The sequence below is a fragment of the Halomonas sp. genome (genome assembly GCF_052095765.1).
In the GTDB taxonomy this organism is placed as follows: domain Bacteria; phylum Pseudomonadota; class Gammaproteobacteria; order Pseudomonadales; family Halomonadaceae; genus Halomonas.
Genome location: NZ_JBQDJZ010000015.1, coordinates 1 through 19,044, shown reverse-complemented (window position 1 = coordinate 19,044; position 19,044 = coordinate 1). Strand labels below are relative to the sequence as shown.

Annotated in this window: 19 protein-coding genes and 1 pseudogene; 17 read left to right on the top strand and 3 right to left on the bottom strand. The window is 60.2% G+C overall.

Going from position 1 to position 19,044, the window contains the following annotated elements; all coding sequences use genetic code 11:
* Positions 1-99: 99 nt before the first annotated feature.
* The 7 genes and pseudogenes from argH (at position 100) to ACTH3D_RS03550 (ending at position 6,422) form a co-directional block, all read left to right on the top strand.
* On the top strand, positions 100-1,536 hold the full coding sequence (gene argH, locus ACTH3D_RS03580) for an argininosuccinate lyase (RefSeq protein ID WP_441665326.1): 1,437 nt from the start codon (positions 100-102) through the stop codon (positions 1,534-1,536).
* Positions 1,536-1,667: pseudogene (gene lptM, locus ACTH3D_RS03575) on the top strand (LPS translocon maturation chaperone LptM); the annotation flags it as partial. The gene argH and the pseudogene lptM, both read left to right, overlap by 1 nt.
* Before the next feature lie 99 nt (positions 1,668-1,766).
* Positions 1,767-3,038, top strand: a complete 1,272-nt coding sequence (gene lysA / locus ACTH3D_RS03570) for a diaminopimelate decarboxylase (protein WP_441665324.1) — start codon at positions 1,767-1,769, stop codon at positions 3,036-3,038.
* A 13-nt stretch (positions 3,039-3,051) separates the two neighbouring features.
* On the top strand, positions 3,052-3,885 hold the full coding sequence (gene dapF / locus ACTH3D_RS03565) for a diaminopimelate epimerase (protein WP_441665322.1): 834 nt from the start codon (positions 3,052-3,054) through the stop codon (positions 3,883-3,885).
* A 66-nt stretch (positions 3,886-3,951) separates the two neighbouring features.
* Positions 3,952-4,677, top strand: a complete 726-nt coding sequence (locus tag ACTH3D_RS03560; RefSeq protein ID WP_441665320.1) for a DUF484 family protein — start codon at positions 3,952-3,954, stop codon at positions 4,675-4,677.
* Between the two features lie 10 nt (positions 4,678-4,687).
* Positions 4,688-5,653, top strand: a complete 966-nt coding sequence (locus ACTH3D_RS03555) for a tyrosine recombinase XerC (RefSeq protein ID WP_441665318.1) — start codon at positions 4,688-4,690, stop codon at positions 5,651-5,653.
* 4 nt (positions 5,654-5,657) lie between these two features.
* Positions 5,658-6,422, top strand: coding sequence for an HAD family hydrolase (locus ACTH3D_RS03550; protein WP_441665316.1), 765 nt, complete (start codon positions 5,658-5,660; stop codon positions 6,420-6,422).
* A 132-nt stretch (positions 6,423-6,554) separates the two neighbouring features.
* On the opposite strand, the gene yihA is transcribed toward ACTH3D_RS03550, so the two are convergent.
* Complete coding sequence (gene yihA / locus ACTH3D_RS03545) at positions 6,555-7,193, bottom strand: ribosome biogenesis GTP-binding protein YihA/YsxC (RefSeq protein ID WP_441665314.1); 639 nt, start codon at positions 7,191-7,193, stop codon at positions 6,555-6,557.
* A gap of 212 nt (positions 7,194-7,405) precedes the next feature.
* Here yihA and ACTH3D_RS03540 point away from each other — a divergent pair, with 212 nt between their 5' ends.
* From ACTH3D_RS03540 to ACTH3D_RS03520, 5 genes are all read left to right on the top strand, one after another.
* Complete coding sequence (locus ACTH3D_RS03540) at positions 7,406-8,032, top strand: c-type cytochrome (RefSeq protein WP_441665312.1); 627 nt, start codon at positions 7,406-7,408, stop codon at positions 8,030-8,032.
* Between the two features lie 211 nt (positions 8,033-8,243).
* Positions 8,244-8,924, top strand: coding sequence for a thiol:disulfide interchange protein DsbA/DsbL (locus tag ACTH3D_RS03535; protein ID WP_441665310.1), 681 nt, complete (start codon positions 8,244-8,246; stop codon positions 8,922-8,924).
* Positions 8,921-9,775 (top strand): endonuclease/exonuclease/phosphatase family protein, encoded by an 855-nt coding sequence (locus tag ACTH3D_RS03530; RefSeq protein ID WP_441665308.1) that lies wholly within the window; start codon positions 8,921-8,923, stop codon positions 9,773-9,775. Before ACTH3D_RS03535 ends, ACTH3D_RS03530 begins: the two co-directional genes overlap by 4 nt.
* Positions 9,776-9,863: 88 nt before the next feature.
* Entirely contained in the window at positions 9,864-10,433 is a 570-nt protein-coding gene (locus ACTH3D_RS03525; RefSeq protein WP_441665306.1) for a TRAP transporter small permease subunit, read from the top strand.
* Positions 10,433-11,848 (top strand): TRAP transporter large permease, encoded by a 1,416-nt coding sequence (locus tag ACTH3D_RS03520; RefSeq protein ID WP_441665304.1) that lies wholly within the window; start codon positions 10,433-10,435, stop codon positions 11,846-11,848. The genes ACTH3D_RS03525 and ACTH3D_RS03520 overlap by 1 nt, the downstream gene beginning before the upstream one ends.
* Positions 11,849-11,874: 26 nt before the next feature.
* Here the strand turns inward: ACTH3D_RS03520 and ACTH3D_RS03515 are convergent, their stop codons facing one another.
* Positions 11,875-12,309, bottom strand: a complete 435-nt coding sequence (locus tag ACTH3D_RS03515) for a YqaA family protein (protein WP_441665302.1) — start codon at positions 12,307-12,309, stop codon at positions 11,875-11,877.
* A 91-nt stretch (positions 12,310-12,400) separates the two neighbouring features.
* Between ACTH3D_RS03515 and thiD the strand changes: the two genes are divergently transcribed.
* Together thiD and dtd are read left to right on the top strand one after the other, a co-directional pair.
* A complete protein-coding gene (gene thiD / locus ACTH3D_RS03510) occupies positions 12,401-13,222 on the top strand; it encodes a bifunctional hydroxymethylpyrimidine kinase/phosphomethylpyrimidine kinase (RefSeq protein ID WP_441665366.1) in 822 nt (273 codons plus the stop codon).
* 52 nt (positions 13,223-13,274) lie between these two features.
* On the top strand, positions 13,275-13,712 hold the full coding sequence (gene dtd, locus ACTH3D_RS03505; RefSeq protein WP_441665300.1) for a D-aminoacyl-tRNA deacylase: 438 nt from the start codon (positions 13,275-13,277) through the stop codon (positions 13,710-13,712).
* A 101-nt stretch (positions 13,713-13,813) separates the two neighbouring features.
* Here the strand turns inward: dtd and ACTH3D_RS03500 are convergent, their stop codons facing one another.
* Positions 13,814-15,742: an ATP-binding cassette domain-containing protein gene (locus tag ACTH3D_RS03500; RefSeq protein WP_441665298.1), complete on the bottom strand. Its 1,929-nt coding sequence runs from the start codon at positions 15,740-15,742 to the stop codon at positions 13,814-13,816.
* A gap of 53 nt (positions 15,743-15,795) precedes the next feature.
* Here ACTH3D_RS03500 and ACTH3D_RS03495 point away from each other — a divergent pair, with 53 nt between their 5' ends.
* The 3 genes from ACTH3D_RS03495 to ACTH3D_RS03485 all read left to right on the top strand — a co-directional run bounded on the left by ACTH3D_RS03495 (position 15,796) and on the right by ACTH3D_RS03485 (position 18,559).
* Positions 15,796-16,323, top strand: a complete 528-nt coding sequence (locus ACTH3D_RS03495; protein WP_441665296.1) for a TIGR02444 family protein — start codon at positions 15,796-15,798, stop codon at positions 16,321-16,323.
* A 277-nt stretch (positions 16,324-16,600) separates the two neighbouring features.
* Entirely contained in the window at positions 16,601-17,245 is a 645-nt protein-coding gene (locus ACTH3D_RS03490) for a TRAP transporter small permease (RefSeq protein ID WP_441665294.1), read from the top strand.
* A gap of 30 nt (positions 17,246-17,275) precedes the next feature.
* Positions 17,276-18,559, top strand: a complete 1,284-nt coding sequence (locus ACTH3D_RS03485) for a TRAP transporter large permease (protein WP_441665292.1) — start codon at positions 17,276-17,278, stop codon at positions 18,557-18,559.
* Positions 18,560-19,044 lie beyond the last annotated feature (485 nt).

The window sequence follows — 19,044 nt, the reverse complement described above, 5'->3', positions numbered from 1 at the left end:
TGACAGGGTGAAAGCAGCCACCAGTCCTCACCAGTTTGCCTGACTCTGGTACACTTCTGGCATATTTTCACACTAAACTTGCGACAGGTTGCCCGTCCGATGAGCACGAATCCTTCCAGCCCTTCTTCCAGCGCCGGCACCAACCAATCCTGGGGTGGCCGCTTCACTGAGCCTACCGATGCCTTTGTGGCCCGCTTCACCGCCTCGGTAGACTTCGACCGCAAACTGGCCCTGCACGACATTCAGGGCTCCCGCGCCCACGCCACCATGTTGGCCCGGGTAGGCGTGCTGACCGACGACGAACGCGACGCCATCCTGACGGGACTTGACGAAGTCCAGGCAGACATCATGGCGGGCACCTTCGAGTGGTCGGTGGAGCTTGAAGACGTGCACATGAACATCGAGGCGCGGCTGACCGACAAGATCGGCATTACCGGCAAGAAGCTGCACACCGGCCGCTCTCGCAATGACCAGGTGGCCACCGATATCCGCCTGTACCTGCGCGACGAGATCGACACCGTGGCCGCCGAACTGGCGCGCCTGCGCCACGGCCTGATCGAGCTGGCCGAGCGCGAAGCCGATACCATCATGCCCGGCTTTACCCACCTGCAGACTGCGCAGCCAGTAACTTTCGGCCACCACCTGCTGGCCTGGCACGAAATGCTGGCCCGTGACCATGAGCGTCTACTGGACTGCCGCAAGCGGGTCAATGTGATGCCGCTGGGCGCCGCGGCGCTGGCCGGTACGACGTACCCCATCGACCGTCACGTAACCGCTGAACTGCTGGGCTTCGATCGCCCTGCCGAGAACAGCCTGGACGCTGTCAGCGACCGCGACTTCGCCATCGAATTCACCGCCTTCTCAAGCCTGCTGCTAATGCACCTGTCGCGCATGAGTGAAGAGCTGGTGCTGTGGACCAGTGCCCAGTTTGCTTTTATCGACCTGCCCGACCGCTTCTGCACCGGCTCCTCGATCATGCCGCAGAAAAAGAACCCGGACGTGCCGGAGCTGGTGCGCGGCAAGACCGGTCGCGTGTATGGCCACCTGATGAGCCTGCTGACGCTGATGAAGTCGCAGCCGCTGGCCTACAACAAGGACAACCAGGAAGACAAAGAGCCGCTGTTCGATACCCTGACTACGGTGCAGGACTGCCTCAAGGCGTTCGCCGACATGATTCCAGCCATTGAATCTAAGGCGGACAACATGCGCGAAGCCGCTCGCAAGGGTTTCTCCACCGCCACCGACCTGGCCGACTACCTGGTGCGTAAGGGTGTGGCCTTCCGCGATGCCCACGACATCGTCGGGCGCTCTGTGGCCTACGGCCTGCGCGAGGAAAAAGACCTGTCTGACATGAGTCTCGACGAGCTACGCCAGTTCTCCGACACCATCGACGACGACGTCTTCGAGGTGCTGACCCTGGAGGGCTCAGTGGCCGCACGCAACCACATTGGCGGCACCGCACCGAACCAGGTGCGCGCCGCAGCCCAGCGTGCCCGGGAGGCCCTGGACTCGCTAAGCAACGGAGTAACACGCTGATGCAGCTGAGTGTATCGATCCGGCCAGTGGCGATAGCCAGCGTGCTATCGTTTGCCCTGTTGCTAACCGCCTGTGGTCAGAAAGGTCCGCTGTACCTGCCTGACGACAAGGCAGCGGCAGAGCGCTACGGCATTCCAGAGCAGACACAGAAGGCAGCAGATGATGTCGCTGACCCGCCGGAACAGCAGACAACAGAGCCCCCGGCTAACGACAATGAGCGAGACAGCTAGATGGACTATTTCGAGTATCGCGACGGCCTGATGCACGCAGAAGAATTACCGCTGGACCGTATTGCTGAGCAATTCGGCACGCCCTGCTACGTATATTCCCGCGCCACCCTGAGCCGCCACCTACGCGCCTACACCGAAGCGCTGGGCGATCATCCGCACCTGATCTGCTATGCGGTCAAGGCCAACTCTAATCTAGGCGTGCTCAACGTGCTGGCTCGCCAGGGCGCCGGCTTCGATATCGTTTCGGTGGGCGAACTCGAGCGGGTGCTAGCGGCAGGCGGCGACCCGGCCAAGGTGGTGTTTTCGGGCGTTGCCAAGCAGGAGGCAGAGCTGGCCAGGGCACTGGACGTCGGCATTAAATGTTTCAATGTCGAATCAACCGCAGAGCTCGAGCGCCTGAACAGCGTGGCAGCCAGCCTTGGCAAGGTCGCGCCCGTTTCGCTGCGCGTCAATCCCGACGTTGACGCAGGCACGCACCCGTACATTTCCACTGGCCTCAAGGACAACAAGTTCGGCATTGCTGTCAGCGAGGCCCGTGACGCCTACCGCCGGGCCAGCCGCATGGATAACCTGCGAATTGTCGGCATCGACTGCCATATCGGCTCCCAACTCACTGAGCTTGCGCCCTTCCTCGATGCTCTGGAGCGCCTGCTGGTCCTGCTGGACACCCTGCGTGAAGACGGCATCGAAGTCGAGCATCTGGACCTGGGCGGCGGCCTTGGCGTCACTTACCGCGACGAAACACCGCCACACCCCAGCGAATACGCCGGCGCCCTACTGGAAAGACTGTCGTGCTGGCCGGGTAGCGAACGCCTGACACTGCTGTTTGAACCGGGCCGCTCGATTGCCGCCAACGCCGGTGTACTGCTGACCCGTGTCGAATTTCTCAAGCCCGGCGAAACCAAGAACTTCGCCATTGTTGATGCTGGCATGAACGACCTGATTCGCCCCGCGCTGTATCAGGCATGGCAGAAAATTCTGCCGGTAAACACCCGCTCACCGCGAGACAGCGACCTTTATGATGTGGTGGGTCCAGTATGCGAAACTGGCGACTTTCTCGGCAAGGAGCGCGAGCTAGCTATTGCCGCAGGCGACCTGCTAGCCGTGCGCTCTGCCGGAGCCTATGGCTTTGTGATGGCGTCAAACTACAACAGCCGCCCCCGCCCACCGGAAGTGATGGTCGATGGTGACCGCGCACATTTAGTGCGCCGCCGCGAACGGCTGGACGAGCTGTGGGCCGGCGAGTCACTGCTTCCCGACGATGACACCTGACGGGGCATAACTAATGTTGCTGTACTTCACCAAGATGCACGGCTTGGGTAATGACTTCATGGTCGTCGACCTGATTACCCAGCGTGCCCGGCTGACCCCGGAGCAGATCAGGGCGCTGAGCCACCGGCGCCTGGGCATCGGCTTTGATCAGCTGCTGGTGGTTGAGCCGCCACTGGACCCGGACATGGACTTTCGCTACCGCATCTATAATGCCGACGGCAATGAAGTGGAGAGCTGTGGTAACGGGGCACGCTGCTTTGCGCGTTTTGTGCGCGACCAGCGGTTGACCCACAAGCGGGAGATTCACGTTGAAACGGCAGGCGGCCCGCTGACGCTGCATGTGGAGCAGATTAATCAGATACGCGTTGATATGGGCCAGCCGCAGTTTGCCCCCGCAGCGGTAGCCTACGACGCCAGTCAGGATCATCTCACCCACGCCCTTGAGGTCGATGGCCAGACGCATCAGATCAGCATAGCGTCCATGGGCAACCCACACGCTGTGCTGCACGTAGACAACGTAGACACCGCGCCGGTTGATAGCCTGGGCCCGGCTATCGGGAAGCACCCACGCTTCGCCAACGGCGTTAACGTCGGCTTCATGCAGGTTATTTCGCCACAGCACATCCGCCTGCGGGTGTTCGAGCGCGGCAGCGGCGAAACCCTGGCCTGCGGCACGGGTGCATGCGCTGCGGTAGCCTGCGGCATTCGTCAGGGCCTGCTGAAGAGCCCCGTTCAGGTACAGCTGCCCGGCGGCAAGCTGGAGGTCAGCTGGCCTGCCGAGGACCAACCGCTGACCATGAGAGGCCCCGCCGAGCGGGTTTTTAGCGGACGCATCACCCTGAACTGAGTAGAGCGCGGGCGGAATGGCTTTACCAACACCGGCTCAAGCCCGCTGGGCAGAAGGAGATACCCCATGACACAAGCCATCCCCGAGCCACGCAAGACCTTGGACCCCGACATGGTCGCCCAATGGCTGGTCCGCCACCCTGACTTTTTTGTCGGACGCGAAGGCTTGCTGCAACAGCTTCGCGTACCTCACCCGGAAACCCGCGGCGCTATTTCACTGCTGGAACGTCTAGTGCTTGACCTGCGCCGGCGCGCCGATGGCGCTGAACAGCACCTCGAACAGCTGCTGGAGTCGGCACGGCATAACGAAGCGCAATACCGGCGCACCCGCGAACTGGTGCTTGCGCTGATCAGTGCTGAAGACAATGACGCCCTGGGCCAGGCCTTGGCCACCGAACTGTCTGAGCGCTTCCAGACGCCCAGCGTGGCGCTGTGGTGCCCTGCCAGCCTGACGGACCAGGAGCCCCAGCCACCCCAGGCGCCCCGCCACGTGCTCGACAAACACACCACCCAGCGACTGGCCGCACTGCTGGGAGAGCGCCACAGCCGCTGCACACGCCTGACACCCAGCGACGCCCAGCGCCTGCTGCCCCATCAGCCCAAGCTGGCCAAGTCCGGCTCTACCGCCATCACTCGGCTAACGCTGGGTGAACCACTGGGCTATCTGGTGCTGGCCAGCCCCGACCCAGAGCACTTCAAGGCCGGCATGGACACCCTGTTTACCGAGTACCTGGGCGAGGTCGTGTCGCGGCTGCTGGTGCGCTCGGCCAAAGACCGTCACTCAGCCTCATGAGATCTTCGCTATGACCGACAGCGCCAGCCTCCAGGCGCTGACTGACGCCTACCTTGCTGAGCTGGCGGCGACCGCCAGCCCGGCCACCGTAACGGCGTATCGCCGCGACCTGGCCACTCTGCTCGATTTTTTCGACACACACCTTGAAAACCCTGAAGGACAGCTGGGGCAACAACCCGAAAAAACGCTGAAAGACTATCTCGACACCCGGCTACTGCGGCGATTTCTTGCCGGTGAGCGGACACGCGGCCTATCGCCCCGCAGCCTGGCGCGGCGCCGGGCTGCGATTTCAGGCTTTGCTGAGTACTTGCGCACCCAAGGCCTGCTTGACCACAACCCCGCCGCCCTGTTGCGAACGCCCAAACGCCCTGACAACCTGCCGCGCCCAGTGGACGTGGACGCCCTAGGGCAGCTTCTGGACAGCCCACACGATGGCTCAGTGCTGGCGTGCCGTGATCAGGCCATATTGGAGCTGTTCTACTCCTGCGGCCTACGCCTGGCGGAGCTGAGTAACATGAACCTGAGTGATGTCCAGCCGCAGCGTGTACGGGTAATCGGCAAAGGCAACAAACCGCGTCAAGTACCGCTGGGCAGCCGTGCGCACCAGGCGCTTCAGCAATGGCTGGCGTTACGCGACGTTCTGGCAAGTGACGGCGAGACCGCGCTCTTTGTCGGCCAGCGCGGCCGGCGGCTGGGACAGCGGGCCATTCAGAAACGCGTGGCCGAGCTGGCTCGATCCCGTGGACTTGGCGAGCACCTGCATCCGCACCGCCTGCGTCATTCCTTTGCCAGCCACCTGCTGGAATCCAGCCAAGATCTGCGCGCCGTGCAAGAGCTGCTGGGCCACGCCAACCTGGCCACCACCCAGATTTACACCCGCCTGGACTGGCAACAACTGGCCGATACCTATGACGCGGCTCATCCCCGCGCCCGGCGACAGCGTGATAACGAGGAAGGAAAAAAAGGTGAGGAATGAAGTAATGACTGAGCCTGTAGCACACCTAGAGGCACTGACCTTCGATCTCGACGATACCCTATGGGACAATGGCGGGGTCATGCGGCGCACCGAGCAGGGGCACTTCGGCTGGTTGAGCGACAGCCTGGCCGCCTGGCTGGCCAAGCGTGATGATGCCCAGCCCAACCGCTTCGCCGAACGGGTCACCCTGGAGCACTACCTCGCCCGGCGCCAGGCCATGGCCAAGCGCTATCCGCTGCACCGCGGCGACTTCACCTGGATTCGCGAACAGGCGCTGATTTCGCTACTGACCGATATCGACCTGCCGGCCTCGGCGGCCTGGATGTGGGCCAGTGCCGCCATGGGTCGCTTCCATGCGCTGCGCCTGGAGGTCAGCCCCTATCCCGAGGTCGAACCACTGCTGACCGAACTGGCGCAGCGCTATCGGCTGGCGTCGATCACCAACGGCAACCTGGCCTTCGACCGGCTGGCGCTGCGCCGCCACTTCATGGTGTCGATCGCCGCCGGTGAAATGCATGCGCCCAAGCCGGATGCCCGCCCTTTTCTGGCCGCACTGGCGCGGCTGGGCACCGCGCCGTCGCGGGCGCTGCACGTGGGCGACTCCTGGAAGGAAGATATCTTACCCGCTGTGCGCCTCGGCATGCGTGCCGCATGGATCGCCCCCCAGGCCACTCCTGACATCGTGCTGCCTAGAGGCGTGACGCGACTTAGCCATGTGAGCGAGCTGCCGAGCCTGCTGGCAGCCATTGAATCCGGTACGACAGCATAGGGTCGCTCGGCGTCAAGAACAGCACCAGACAATCCAAAACACCTGATACCCAACGAGCCCCCCATGCAAAATGACATGCAGCACTTAGAACACACATTGGTGGCTGCTGGCATTGCGCGGTGCAGGCCAGTCTCACTGAGACTGAATGGGCTCAGCCGCTGGCGCGTCACCCGCCAGCCACTCATCAAGTCGGGCGTACACTTCTTCAACGCCCTGTTTTTTGAGTGACGAGAACAACTGGACGCTGACCAGATCTTCCCACTCAAGCAGCCGCGAGCGCACCTGCTGCAAGGCAGTCTTGGCGGCACCGCTTTTCAGTTTGTCGGCCTTGGTCAGCAGGATATGCACTGGCATGTCCTTGTCATCAGCCCAGCCCAGCAAGGTCTGGTCGAACTCGGTCAGCGGATGGCGCACATCCATAAGCAGCACCAGACCTTTCAGTGAACGGCGCCGTTGAAGATAGTGAGAAAGATGGCGCTGCCACTCTTCCTTGACCTTTTCAGGTACCTTGGCATAACCGTAACCAGGCAGATCAACCAACCGGCGATCCTGATCATCCCCCAGCGTGAAGAAATTGATCAGCTGGGTACGTCCTGGGGTACGGGACGTACGCGCCAGCGAGTTCTGGCGCGTCAACGTATTGATGGCACTGGATTTTCCGGCATTGGAGCGTCCCGCAAAGGCGACCTCCAGGCCATGATCCTGCGGACATCTGGCCAGATCTGGCGAACTGACAAGAAAGCGGGCGGAAGCATAATTGAGTCGCGGCATGACTGGGACTATCCTGACGTTGATCCGACAACCTCAGGTTTGCATTCCCGAGGCAAGGGTGTTCCGTTATAATGCAGTATATTTTATCTGCGACCCGGAGCGGCTCAGTATATCATTGAGCTCCGGCCGGCAGCGACTTGGACATGTGGCCGCTGACCCGGCTCGCATGACCTTGTACCGCTCAAACAATGTATCGGCATAGTGGACTAGCAATGAGAAAGCTACTGGCAAGCCTGGTAATTACCATGGGCGCCGTCGGCGCCGCACAAGCCCAAGACGATCCGCAAGCGGCTGCAAATGCTGCTGCCGGAAAGGAAAAGGCAATGGTCTGCGCAGCATGCCACGGTCAGGAAGGTATCAGTCCAACTGGCGCCTTCCCGAACTTGGCAGGGCAGCAGACATCCTATACGGCCAAGCAGATCATGGATATCCGCGACGGCACTCGAGTCGTGCCTGAGATGGCAGGGCAGGTCGATAACTTCTCCGATCAAGATGCCTGGAATGTGGCCAAGTACTTTGCCGGCATGACACCGGCACTGGGCCAGGCAGACCCCAATGAGGAGCTGGTTGCCAAAGGCCGTGAACTGTACCGCGCCGGCAGCCTGAGCACTGGCCTGCCCGCCTGTGCGGCCTGCCATATGCAGACTGGCGTCGGCATCAACAGCGCCGTCTATCCTGCGCTGTCAGGTCAGCATCCGGAGTACATCATCTCGACGCTGGAGGATTTTTCCGCTGGCGAGCGCTCCAATGACCCCAACGCCATCATGCGCGATATCGCTGCCAAAATGAGCAAGAGCGACATGCAGGCCGTAGCAAACTACGTACTGGGCCTGCACTGAGCGCACACCGGTAGTGCCAATGTGGCGCTAACAAGGCGGCCTCTGTGCCGCCTTTATTGCGTTTCAGGAACTCTCTGGCACTCTTGAGGCTCATAGTGAAGGCATTATCTGAGAGGTGCCTGGCCTTGCCTCCTGACAACGTCGGGACCGTCATCACTGAACAGCCTCTATTGAAACCCCCAGGCCTCAACAGCTACGGAGATACTATTTTATGCTGAAGCACCTGCTGGTAGGCCTTGCTGCCTTTGGACTATCGACCCTCACCGTTGCTGCTCCGGTTGAGGGCCAAGACTACACTGTGCTGGACACGCCGGTGAAAACCCAGGTTGACGACAACCAGATCGAGGTTACCGGCGTTTTCTGGTACGGCTGCCCTCACTGCTACAACTTGGAAGAGCCGCTTAATGCCTGGGTAGCCGAGCTGCCTGATGACGTCACCTTCAATCGCCTACCAGCCACCATGGGCGATACTTGGGTGAAACACGCGTTTGCCTACTACGCTGCCGAAAACCTAGGCATTGTCGATGAAATGCATGACGACTTCTTTGAAGCCCTTCATGAACAGGGCAAACGCTTGACCGACCCTGATGATATTGCCGCCTTTTTCAGCAACTACGGTGTCAGTGAAGAAGACGCACTGAGTGCGCTGAACTCCTTTGGTGTCAAGTCTCAGGTTAGCAAGGCCAATACCCGCATGCGCGATATGGAGCTGATGGGCGTTCCAGCGCTGGTCGTCGATGGCCGCTATGTGATCTCGCCGAGCAGCGCGGGCAGTCTGAGCAACATGCCGCTAATTGCCGGCAGTCTGATCGAACAGATCCGTGAGGAGCATGGTGCTGCAGCCAACGACAACTCACAGACTGACACCACCGAGGTCAACAACCAGGAATGAGCACGCTTTCAGCAGACAGCACGCCGAAACTACTCGATGATGGCCGCATACGTCTGCTCACCTTCAACCTGCAGGTGGGCATCCAGACCTCGGCCTATCATCATTATCTGACGCGGGGCTGGCAGCACGTGCTGCCGCACCCCAAGCGTCAGCGGCGTCTCAGGCTGATCAGCAACATCCTTCGCCGTTACGATATCGTCGGTCTGCAGGAAGCCGACGGTGGCAGCTTCCGATCAGGCAGCATCAATCAGGTTGATTACCTGGCCCATCAGGCGGGTTTCCCGCACCACTACCAGCAACTCAACCGCGATCTGGGCAAGCTGGCACAGCACAGCAACGGCCTGCTCTCGCGGCTGACGCCAGCGCTGGTTGAAGAGCACAGGCTTCCCGGCACCCTGCCGGGCCGCGGTGCCATTCACGCCCGCTACGGCAGTGGCCCAGATGCGCTGCATATCTTTGTTGCCCACCTGGCACTCAGTCAGCGCGGGCGCAACCGCCAGCTGGACTATCTCAGCGAGATCATCGAGCCGCTGCGTCACGTGGCAGTGATGGGCGACCTCAACTGCTCCTTCGAGCAGATCCAGAGCCATCAGCGCTTCTGTGAGGCCATGGCACTGCATCCGGTACACCTTCCGCCAAGCTATCCATCGTGGCAGCCGCGCAAGGCACTGGATCACATCCTGCTATCTGATTCACTGCAGGCCGAGCGGGTCAAGGTGCTCAACCGGCTATTTTCGGACCATCTGCCGATTGCCATTGACGTGCGGCTACCCGGCGCTTGTCTGCAACAGCTGGATGAGCACTTCAGTCTGCTGAGCGGTACCAAGTCAGCCCCTCTGCCTAACCCGTAAGCTTTCACGTATAGTCAGCGTCTTGCTGCATGCTGGCTGACCGCGCGCCTGTGCGTGCTTGTACAAAGAACTTCCCTGCGAGTCTCTCATGCCCGATTCCCGTGAGCTGCCTTCCTTTGCTGCCAGGCTGGACACCTTCTCCGAATGGCTGGGCCGCGGCCTGTCCTGGCTGGTGCTGGCCATGATGCTGATCCAGTTCCTGATCGTGGTACTGCGCTATGCCATGAGCATCAGCAGCATACCCATGCAGGAGTCGGTGATGTACCTGCATGCCACGGTGTTCATGCTGGCTGCCGGCTACACCCTGCACCAGGATGGCCATGTGCGGGTGGATATCTTCTATCGCCTGCGCTCGGCCCGCGGCAAAGCGCTGACCAACCTGCTAGGCACGCTTTTTTTGCTGCTGCCGGTGATGGTTTTCATCCTGTGGTTCAGCTGGGGCTACGTGGACAAGTCATGGCGCATTTTTGAGCGCTCATCAGATGCCGGCGGTATCCCCGGCGTCTTCCTGCTTAAATCGCTGATTCTGGTATTTGCTGCCCTGATGATTATGCAGGGCGTGGTGGAGATTACCCGCAGCCTGATGACGCTGATCAGACGCTCGGACAGCACCGCTGCTGGCAACACATCCAACGATGGTCCCGGGGAGCTGCACTAATGCTTGAGCTGATACTTGAGTTCATGCCGCTGGTGCTGTTCGCGGTGATCTGTTTGGTATTGATGGCCGGCTATCCAGTCGCGCTGTCGCTGGCTGGCACTGCGCTGGCTTTTGCCGGACTGGGCGCCGGGCTGGAGGCGCTGGGCATCAATGCCCATTTCGATGCGCACTACCTCTCGGCCTTTCCCAACCGCCTCTACGGCATCATGACCAACCAAACGCTACTGGCAGTGCCACTGTTCGTATTGATGGGCGTGCTGCTGGAAAAGTCCAAGGTCGCTGAAACATTGCTCGACGCCATGGCTATGCTGTTTGGCTCGCTACGCGGCGGATTGGGCATCTCCGTCACACTAGTCGGCATGCTCCTAGCAGCGTCTACCGGTATCGTCGGTGCCACCGTCGTCACCATGGGGCTAATTTCACTGCCCACCATGCTTAAACGCGGTTACAGCGTGCCGTTGGCTACTGGCACCATCTGCGCCACTGGCACACTGGGCCAGATCATTCCACCGTCCATCGCCCTGGTGCTACTGGGCGATGTGCTGTCCACGGCCTACCAACAGGCGCAGCTGGAAATGGGCATTTTCAGCCCTAAAACTGTTTCGGTGGGCGACCTGTTCATGGGCGCGCTGATTCCGGGGTTGATACTGGTCGCACTCTACATTGTGTACATCGCAATCACCGCCTGGCTGCACCCTCAAACCGCACCACCCGCCAACCGCGAAGAGCTGATGAAGGAGCTCGGCCATGAGCGTGGGCTGGGCCTACTGCTGGTCAAAGGGCTGGTACCGCCGATTGTGCTGATCACCGCCGTGCTGGGCTCGATCCTCGGCGGCTTCGCCACGCCCACCGAGGCCTCTGCCGTCGGTGCCTTTGGTGCCATGCTGCTGGCACTGGCCTATCGCCGCCTGGACATGGCCACGCTACGCGAGGTGCTGCAAACCACCACCCGCGTAACCAGCATGGTGTTCATGATCCTGATCGGTGCTGCACTGTTTTCTCTGGTGTTCCGCGCCTTTGGTGGCGAGGAGCTGGTCAACCGACTGTTCGAAGGCATGCCTGGCGGTGTGATCGGCGCCACCATTATCGTCATGCTAGTGATTTTCCTGCTGGGCTTCATTCTCGACTTTATCGAGATCACCTTCGTGGTGGTACCGATTGTCGGCCCGATCCTGCTGGCCATGGGCCTCGACCCGGTCTGGCTGGGCATCATGATTGCCATCAACCTGCAGACCTCGTTCCTTACGCCGCCGTTCGGTTTCGCGCTGTTTTACCTGCGCGGCGTGGCCCCGGACAGCGTGCCGACCTCAGCGATCTATCGCGGTGTCATTCCCTTTATTCTGCTACAGATAGGCATGCTGTTAGCACTAGCGTGGTTCCCCCAGCTGGCGACCTGGTTGCCCGCCAAGTTTTAAGCTAGCGGAACCGCACCATAACGCACTCATGCACGACACAATGGCAGCAACCAAGTTTCGGCCAGCCACAGCACTAATGCATAGCGGCCGCCCTTGGCCAGTAAAATCCAGGGCGCGGCACGCCACCAAGGCAAGCGCAGCACACCGGCAAGCACGGTGAGCGGGTCACCAATCAACGGCAGCCAACTCAGTAATAGGCTCGCCTCACCAAATCGTGCATACCAATGCTCGGCGCGCGCCAACGCTGCCGGTGATACCGGAAACCAGCGGCGCTGCTGAAAACGCCGCGCATAACGCCCCAAGCCGACGTTGATCAGGCTACCGAGCGTATTGCCGGCGGTGGCCACCAGCCACAACGCCGGCACTGGCTCGCCCAGGCACCACAGCCGCGCTAGCCATAGCTCCGAGCCGCCGGGTAGCAGCGTGGCGCTAGCCAGCGCCACGGCAAACAGGCTCAACATGGAAAAACCCTCGGCCGCTGACGTATGCTGGCCGTCACGTTACAACACCCATGGCTGCCGCCACGCCACCCTTTCACGAGTTGACCGCATCATGACTTCCATTCCCAACACCCTAACCATTGCCGGCTCTGACCCGTCGGGCGGTGCCGGCATTCAGACAGACCTGAAGACTTTCTCTGCGCTAGGCTGCTACGGCACCAGCGTAATCACCGCGCTGACCGCACAAAACACCCAAGGCGTGAGTGGTGTACTGCCTGTGCCCGCCGAGTTTATTGCCGCGCAGCTAGATGCCGTGCTCGACGACATCTCGATTGACGCAGTCAAGATTGGCATGGTGGCTAGCCGCGAAGTGGCCGAGGTGATCGCTGAGGCACTTCGCGCACGCAGGCCACGCTGGATAGTACTCGACCCGGTGATGGCCGCCAAAAGTGGCGACATCCTGGTCGACCCCGCCGGCACCGCCGCCGTGCGTGACATCCTGGTTCCACTGGCTGATGTGATCACCCCCAATCTGCCCGAGGCGGCGGTGCTGCTGGACACCTCGGCGCCTGATTCCACCCAGGCCATGCAGGCCATGGTACCGGCCCTGCAATCGCTGAAGGTGCCCTTTACTCTGCTCAAGGGGGGCCACCTGCAGAGCGACGACTGCCCTGACCTGCTGATCACCCCGCAGGATTTCAGCTGGCTGGATGCGCCGCGTATCGACACCAACAACCTGCACGGCACCGGCTGTGCTCTGGCCGCAGCCATTACAGCCCAACTGGCACAGCTGCCATCCAGCGCCAACCAGCAAACCGTTGCTAATGCCATTAGTGAAGCCAAGCAATGGCTGCACTCTGCACTGGCAGCCAGTGATCGCCTGTCGGTGGGCCAGGGGCGCGGGCCGGTGCATCATTTTCATGCCTGGTGGTGATTGCCAGCGCGACAGTGGTAGCTAGTGCAAGTAACTGGAACACGGAGTTGTCATGAAAGCCCTTATTCAACGCGTCAGCCAAGCCAGTGTCGTAGTCAGCAACCACACCGTCGGCACCATCGATCACGGCCTGCTCGTTCTGGTGGGAGTGGAAAAAGGCGACGACGAAGCGCGAGCGGATAAGCTGCTGCACAAGCTGCTTCGCTACCGTGTGTTCAGCGACGCTGACGGAAAGATGAACCTCAACGTGCAGCAGGCCGAAGGCGGCCTGCTGCTAGTATCCCAGTTCACCCTGGCCGCCGATACCGGGCGCGGACTGCGGCCTAGCTTCTCCAGCGCCGCCCCACCCGCCGAAGGCGAGCGCCTGTTCCACTATCTTGTGGAGCAGGCCAGCAAGGCATGGCCCAAGATCGCCACAGGTGAATTCGGTGCCGACATGCAGGTCTCGCTAATCAATGATGGTCCGGTGACTTTCTTGCTGGAAACCTGACCCGGGCGTCTAACAGCGCCTTTCGCAACAGAAGCGTAGAATCTCCCACGACGGGTAAAAATCCCTATCGTGGGCTTTTATAGCAATCTAGTTATAGCAATCTAGTCTTCCAACTGCTGCTCGGCCTCCTCCAGCGCCTCCTCGGCGGCTAGCCAGGCATGCTCTTGCTCGGCCAATGCAGAGGCCAACTTAGCTTGCTCAGCCAGCCGCTGGTTCAACTCAGCCTTACGCGCCTCGTCGGTATACAGCGCGCTGTCACCCAGCGTCTGTTCCACAGCGGACAATGCCTGTTGAGTCTTTTCCATGACCTGCTCGGCCTTGTCGCGCGTGCGCTTGAGCGGCCGCAGCGCTTCACGCTGTTCGGCAGCGACTCGGCGGGCGGCCTTGCGGTCTTCCCTGGGAGCATCATTTTCGACCTTGTCGGCCCTTGCGTCGCGTCGCTCACCCTCCAGCCGCGCCTTGAGCCAGGCGCGGTAATCGTCCAGATCGCCATCAAACGGCTCAACCCGGTGGTCTGCCACCTTCCAGAACTCATCCACTGTGGCACGCAATAGGTGTCGGTCGTGGGAGACCACCAGTACCGCGCCCTCAAAGCTGGCCAGCGCCTGGGTCAGCGCCTCGCGCATTTCCAGGTCGAGATGGTTGGTCGGCTCATCAAGCAGCAGCAGGTTGGGCTTGAGCCAGGCTACCAGCGCCAGCGCCAAGCGGGCTTTTTCACCACCTGAGAAGCGCCCCACTTCGGCGAACACGTCATCACCGCGAAAGCCGAAACCGCCCAGAAACTGGCGGATGTCCGCATCTGCTGCGCGTGGCGACAGCCGCTGAATGTGGAGGAAGGGTGTGGCCGACAGATCCAGGCTCTCCAGCTGGTGCTGGGCAAAGTAGCCCACCGCCAGATGCTCCCCGGCAATCCGCTTGCCGTTCAGCAGCGGCAACTCACCAGTCAGCGACTTGATCAGCGTCGACTTGCCGGCGCCATTGGGACCCAGCAGGCCGATACGCTGGCCCGGCTGTAAGGACAGTGAAATGTTGCTTAGCTGACGCAACTCTGCATCGCCACTGCGGTAACCGAGGTCAGCCTCATCAAGCACCAGCAACGGGCGTGAAATACGGTCGGCGCAGGGAATGCTGAAGTGGAACGGCGAGTCGGCATGGGCCACAGCGATATCGCCCATGCGCTCAAGCATTTTCAGCCGACTCTGGGCCTGACGGGCCTTGGTGGCCTTGTAACGAAAACGCTCGACGAAGCTCTCGATTTCGGCGCGCCGCGCCTGTTGCTTGGCCGCTTGGGCCTGCTGCAGTGCTAACTTTTCGGCCCGAGTACGCTCAAAGGTGCTGTAGTTACCGCGATACAGCACCAGCTGGCGCCGCTCGAAATGCACGATGTGGTCGCAAACCGCATCGAGAAAGTCCCGGTCATGGGAGATCAGCAGCAGAGTCCCGGTATAGCGCACCAACCACTGCTCCAGCCATAGCAACGCATCGAGATCCAAATGGTTAGTCGGCTCATCGAGCAGCAGCACGTCCGAGGGCATGAACAGGGTCCGCGCCAGGTTAACCCGCATCCGCCAGCCGCCAGAGAAGTCCGACAACGGGCGCGCCAGGTCGCTCTGGCGAAAACCCAGCCCCACCAGCAACTGAGCCGCCCGCGCCGGTGCGGTATAGCCGTCCAGCGCTTCGATAGTGCCATGCAGCTCGGCTTCACGGTGTGCCTCGCCGTCCTGCTGGGCCTTGAGCAACGCGACCTCGGCATCGCGCAGAGCCCGATGGCCATCGATCACATAGTCGTGAATCGAGCGGTTAAGCGTCTCCACTTCCTGGGCCATATGGGCGATACGCTGGCCGCCGCTCATCTCCAGTTCACCCTTTTCTGGCGCCAGCTCACCCAGCAGCAGACTGAACATGGATGACTTGCCGGCCCCATTGGGACCGACGATGCCGACGTTGTATCCGGCATGCAGGGTGAGATCCGCTTCTTCAAGAAGCGCTTGAGTACCGCGTTGCAGGCTGACTTGCCGCAGTGCAATCATGCCAACTCCACTGACAATGCATGAAACCGCCGCCCGGGAGGCAACAGCCATAAATGAGCACCGATTCTACCGAATTGACGCCACAGATGCGGCGTGAACTGGATAATCACCCCCTATGGGATTTCGCGCTGGCGCTTTACGCCCGCCCCGGCGTCGAGGCGGCCTGCCTGAAGCTTCAGGATGATGCCGGGCTCGACGTCTGCGAGCTACTATGGCTGTGCTGGCTCTCATACCATAGTCTGACTCTGACTGGGCAGGCCAGCTTGCTGCTGGAACCGGTTCGCGCCTGGCAGCGTGACATGACCTACCCCTTGAGACGTCAGCGGCGTGCGTTGAAACCACTGTCTGACGAGTCAACCGGGCTTGAAAAACTGCGCCAGACGATCAAGCAGGCCGAACTGCTCGCCGAGCAGGAAACACTCCGCCAACTGGAGCAGCTAACCCGCCAAGGCCAGGCAGTGCGTGCACTGGAAGGCTCCGATGATAGCTGGACAACTCATGCTCTCAGTCAGGTTCGGGGAGATATCCAGGCAGCCCACCGTCACCTCGATACCCTAGCGTCCCATGGGTTACGTGGCTAACGCCTGACTCATGGTCGACATGAGTCAATATTGTTAACAATATTCTGACTGTCGTCGCCAATGGGCTGATTGCGTTGATATCAACCGACACTAGCCCCTAGGCAGAGTGGCAACGCCTGATTAAATTCTGTAGCGTCATGACTAAGTGCCGAACAAAATTAATTCCAGCAAATAAAAAGGATCGGACCATGACCGCCATCACTCTGCAGTCAACAGGCTTCGGCCAGAGACAGCCACCGCTCTTTGTCGGTAGGCCTGCACCAGGTGAGGGCATGATATGAGTCTGCAACCCAAGCCCAACAATATTCGCCGCCGCCGAATCCGCAAGATAATGCGCCCGCTCAGCAAGTTTGATCGCCTGCTCGGAACCCTGGAAAGATGGATCATTACCGCCAGCATTCTGGTCATGGCGCTGCTAATGAGCAGCCATGTAGTCAGCAACCTTTTGTTCAAACAAGGAATTCCCGGCACCTACGAAGTCACCGAAATGCTGATCGTGATTATCACTTTCGTCGGTGTCGGCTATGCAGCACGCAATGCTCGCCATATCAGCATGTCAGCCATCTATGAACAGCTCAGTGGCACACCGCGCAAGATCTTGCTGATCATCATCAGCCTCGGTACCGGCGCACTGATGTTCTATTTCGCCTACCTTTCTGCCGACTATGTTTCCGTACTACACGATCGTGGACGAACCAGTTCGGCGTTGAAGGTTCCACTGTGGATCATCTACCTGGCACTGCCGATCGGTTTTACCCTGGCCGGCATCCAATATGTGTTGACCACCATCCGCAACCTGGTCAGCCGCAACATTTACCGTACGTTCAGAGACAGGGAAGTGTTTGACGAAATCCCCGTAGAAGAACCACCGACAACGGTTTCCAGAAGCACAAATACAGACCCCGGTCAGCGCGACCAATAAACGTTAAACAATAAAACCGAGGACGATCGCATGCTGGCTTTACTAGGTATCATAATGCTTGTGCTCCTGCTGCTCGGGTTCCCGATGATGGTTCCCCTGGCGGTAGGCACCTTCTACATGATGTTTACCGACATGACCTTCTTTGGTCCTGATCAGGCCATTAGCTGGATGATCAGCGGTGTCGGCAGTTGGGTACTGGCGGCAGTTCCCATGTTCATCTTCGCCGCCGATATCCTGACCAAAGGGCATACCGCCAACCGGTTGCTTGACGTGGTTGATGCCTTTACCCGTCATATCCGAGGCGGATTGCCAATCACCACTGCGGCCTCCTGTGCGCTGTTCGGTGCTGTGTCAGGCTCAACCCAGGCCACCGTTGTCGCCATGGGTGGCCCCATGCGCCCGCGCCTGTTGGCCAAGGGCTACTCTGACTCCTTTACTCTGGCACTGATTATCAACGCCAGTGATATCGCGCTGCTGATTCCACCCAGCATCGGCTTCATCATCTATGGCGTGGTGATGAAGACCTCGATCGGCGACCTGTTTCTGGCTGGCGTTCTACCGGGCCTGATGATCCTGGGGCTGTTTGCCATCTACTGCTACATTGACGCCCGCATCAAGGGCATTGAGCCAGAGCCGCGTGCCAGCTGGGCCGAACGCTGGGTAAGCATCCGTAAGGTCGCCCTGCCCATGGGCTTCCCGATCATCGTGGTGGGCGGCATCTATGGCGGCTTCTTCAGCGCCGTTGAGGCATCTGCCGTGGCCGTCGCCTATGCGCTGATCCTTGAGGTGATCATCTATCGTCAGGTTTCCATCCGTGACCTTGGCAGTTTGGCCATGTCCACCGGCATGATTACCGCCGTGGTTTTCATCCTGGTGTCCATCGGTGCAGCGTTTTCCCAGACCCTGGGCACCGCTGGTGTACCAGAGCAGATTCTGGGCCCGATGATTGATAGTATCGGTGATAGCCAGACGCTGGCCCTGCTGTTGATTGCCGCAGCCTTCTTCATTGGCTGCATGTTCGTTGACCCCATCGTGGTCATCCTGATTCTGGTACCGATTTTCAAGCCACTGGTTGTTGCAACCGGGCTGGACCCAGTACACGTGGGCGTCATCGTGACACTGCAGGCTGCTATTGGCTCGGCAACACCGCCTTTTGGCTGTGACATCTTCACCGCCATTGCGGTTTTCCGTCGCCCCTACATGGATGTTATCCGTGGCACACCGCCGTTCGTTGCAATCATGGTACTGGCCACCTTCCTGCTGATCTTCTTCCCACAGATCTCGCTGCTGCTACCTTCACTAGGCGCCAGCTAAGGCGACAAAGGTCCTTGACGCTGCCTGATTCAGGTCAGGCATACAGGGCCCACCCTTCAACCAAACTCGCTTCACACAACAGCACAGGGCGCCATGGGGCGCCCTGTGCTGTTTCAAGCTGTGGATTAACGATCCCCATTCTGTCCGGGAAGGCTGCTGGCAAAAGCTGCGCGAAAAAAAACCGGATGATTCACTGCCCCCTAGGGCTGGATCATCCGGCTATGGTAGCAGTCAGTTAGCCGCTATTCAGTATTCAGGCGCTCAACACGCAACCTTAGGCGTCATCGTTGCTGTCAGAGCCGAACTGCTCCAGCAGGATTTCAAGCGCTTGACCGCCACGCTCACCGACATCTTTGACAAAGACCTCGCGTACCGGCTCAACCTTTTCACGGAATTTATCGCGCTGCTCATCCGTCAGCTCGATAATCGTGATAAGTGCCTAACCGAAAGTTTTCGTGCATAATGTATGTAGGATAACTGACACG

What these genes read in the sequence shown, in the direction of transcription:
- ACTH3D_RS03530 (WP_441665308.1), top strand. Translation starts at nt 8,921, where the DNA reads ATGAGCACGCTTTCAGCAGACAGCACGCCGAAACTACTCGATGATGGC.
- ACTH3D_RS03490 (WP_441665294.1), top strand. Translation starts at nt 16,601, where the DNA reads ATGAGTCTGCAACCCAAGCCCAACAATATTCGCCGCCGCCGAATCCGC.
- ACTH3D_RS03515 (WP_441665302.1), bottom strand. Translation starts at nt 12,309, where the DNA reads ATGTTGAGCCTGTTTGCCGTGGCGCTGGCTAGCGCCACGCTGCTACCC.
- ACTH3D_RS03485 (WP_441665292.1), top strand. Translation starts at nt 17,276, where the DNA reads ATGCTGGCTTTACTAGGTATCATAATGCTTGTGCTCCTGCTGCTCGGG.
- yihA (WP_441665314.1), bottom strand. Translation starts at nt 7,193, where the DNA reads ATGCCGCGACTCAATTATGCTTCCGCCCGCTTTCTTGTCAGTTCGCCA.
- ACTH3D_RS03540 (WP_441665312.1), top strand. Translation starts at nt 7,406, where the DNA reads ATGAGAAAGCTACTGGCAAGCCTGGTAATTACCATGGGCGCCGTCGGC.
- ACTH3D_RS03525 (WP_441665306.1), top strand. Translation starts at nt 9,864, where the DNA reads ATGCCCGATTCCCGTGAGCTGCCTTCCTTTGCTGCCAGGCTGGACACC.
- thiD (WP_441665366.1), top strand. Translation starts at nt 12,401, where the DNA reads ATGACTTCCATTCCCAACACCCTAACCATTGCCGGCTCTGACCCGTCG.
- dtd (WP_441665300.1), top strand. Translation starts at nt 13,275, where the DNA reads ATGAAAGCCCTTATTCAACGCGTCAGCCAAGCCAGTGTCGTAGTCAGC.
- ACTH3D_RS03495 (WP_441665296.1), top strand. Translation starts at nt 15,796, where the DNA reads ATGAGCACCGATTCTACCGAATTGACGCCACAGATGCGGCGTGAACTG.
- argH (WP_441665326.1), top strand. Translation starts at nt 100, where the DNA reads ATGAGCACGAATCCTTCCAGCCCTTCTTCCAGCGCCGGCACCAACCAA.
- ACTH3D_RS03550 (WP_441665316.1), top strand. Translation starts at nt 5,658, where the DNA reads ATGACTGAGCCTGTAGCACACCTAGAGGCACTGACCTTCGATCTCGAC.
- lysA (WP_441665324.1), top strand. Translation starts at nt 1,767, where the DNA reads ATGGACTATTTCGAGTATCGCGACGGCCTGATGCACGCAGAAGAATTA.
- ACTH3D_RS03555 (WP_441665318.1), top strand. Translation starts at nt 4,688, where the DNA reads ATGACCGACAGCGCCAGCCTCCAGGCGCTGACTGACGCCTACCTTGCT.
- dapF (WP_441665322.1), top strand. Translation starts at nt 3,052, where the DNA reads ATGTTGCTGTACTTCACCAAGATGCACGGCTTGGGTAATGACTTCATG.
- ACTH3D_RS03520 (WP_441665304.1), top strand. Translation starts at nt 10,433, where the DNA reads ATGCTTGAGCTGATACTTGAGTTCATGCCGCTGGTGCTGTTCGCGGTG.
- ACTH3D_RS03535 (WP_441665310.1), top strand. Translation starts at nt 8,244, where the DNA reads ATGCTGAAGCACCTGCTGGTAGGCCTTGCTGCCTTTGGACTATCGACC.
- ACTH3D_RS03560 (WP_441665320.1), top strand. Translation starts at nt 3,952, where the DNA reads ATGACACAAGCCATCCCCGAGCCACGCAAGACCTTGGACCCCGACATG.
- ACTH3D_RS03500 (WP_441665298.1), bottom strand. Translation starts at nt 15,742, where the DNA reads ATGATTGCACTGCGGCAAGTCAGCCTGCAACGCGGTACTCAAGCGCTT.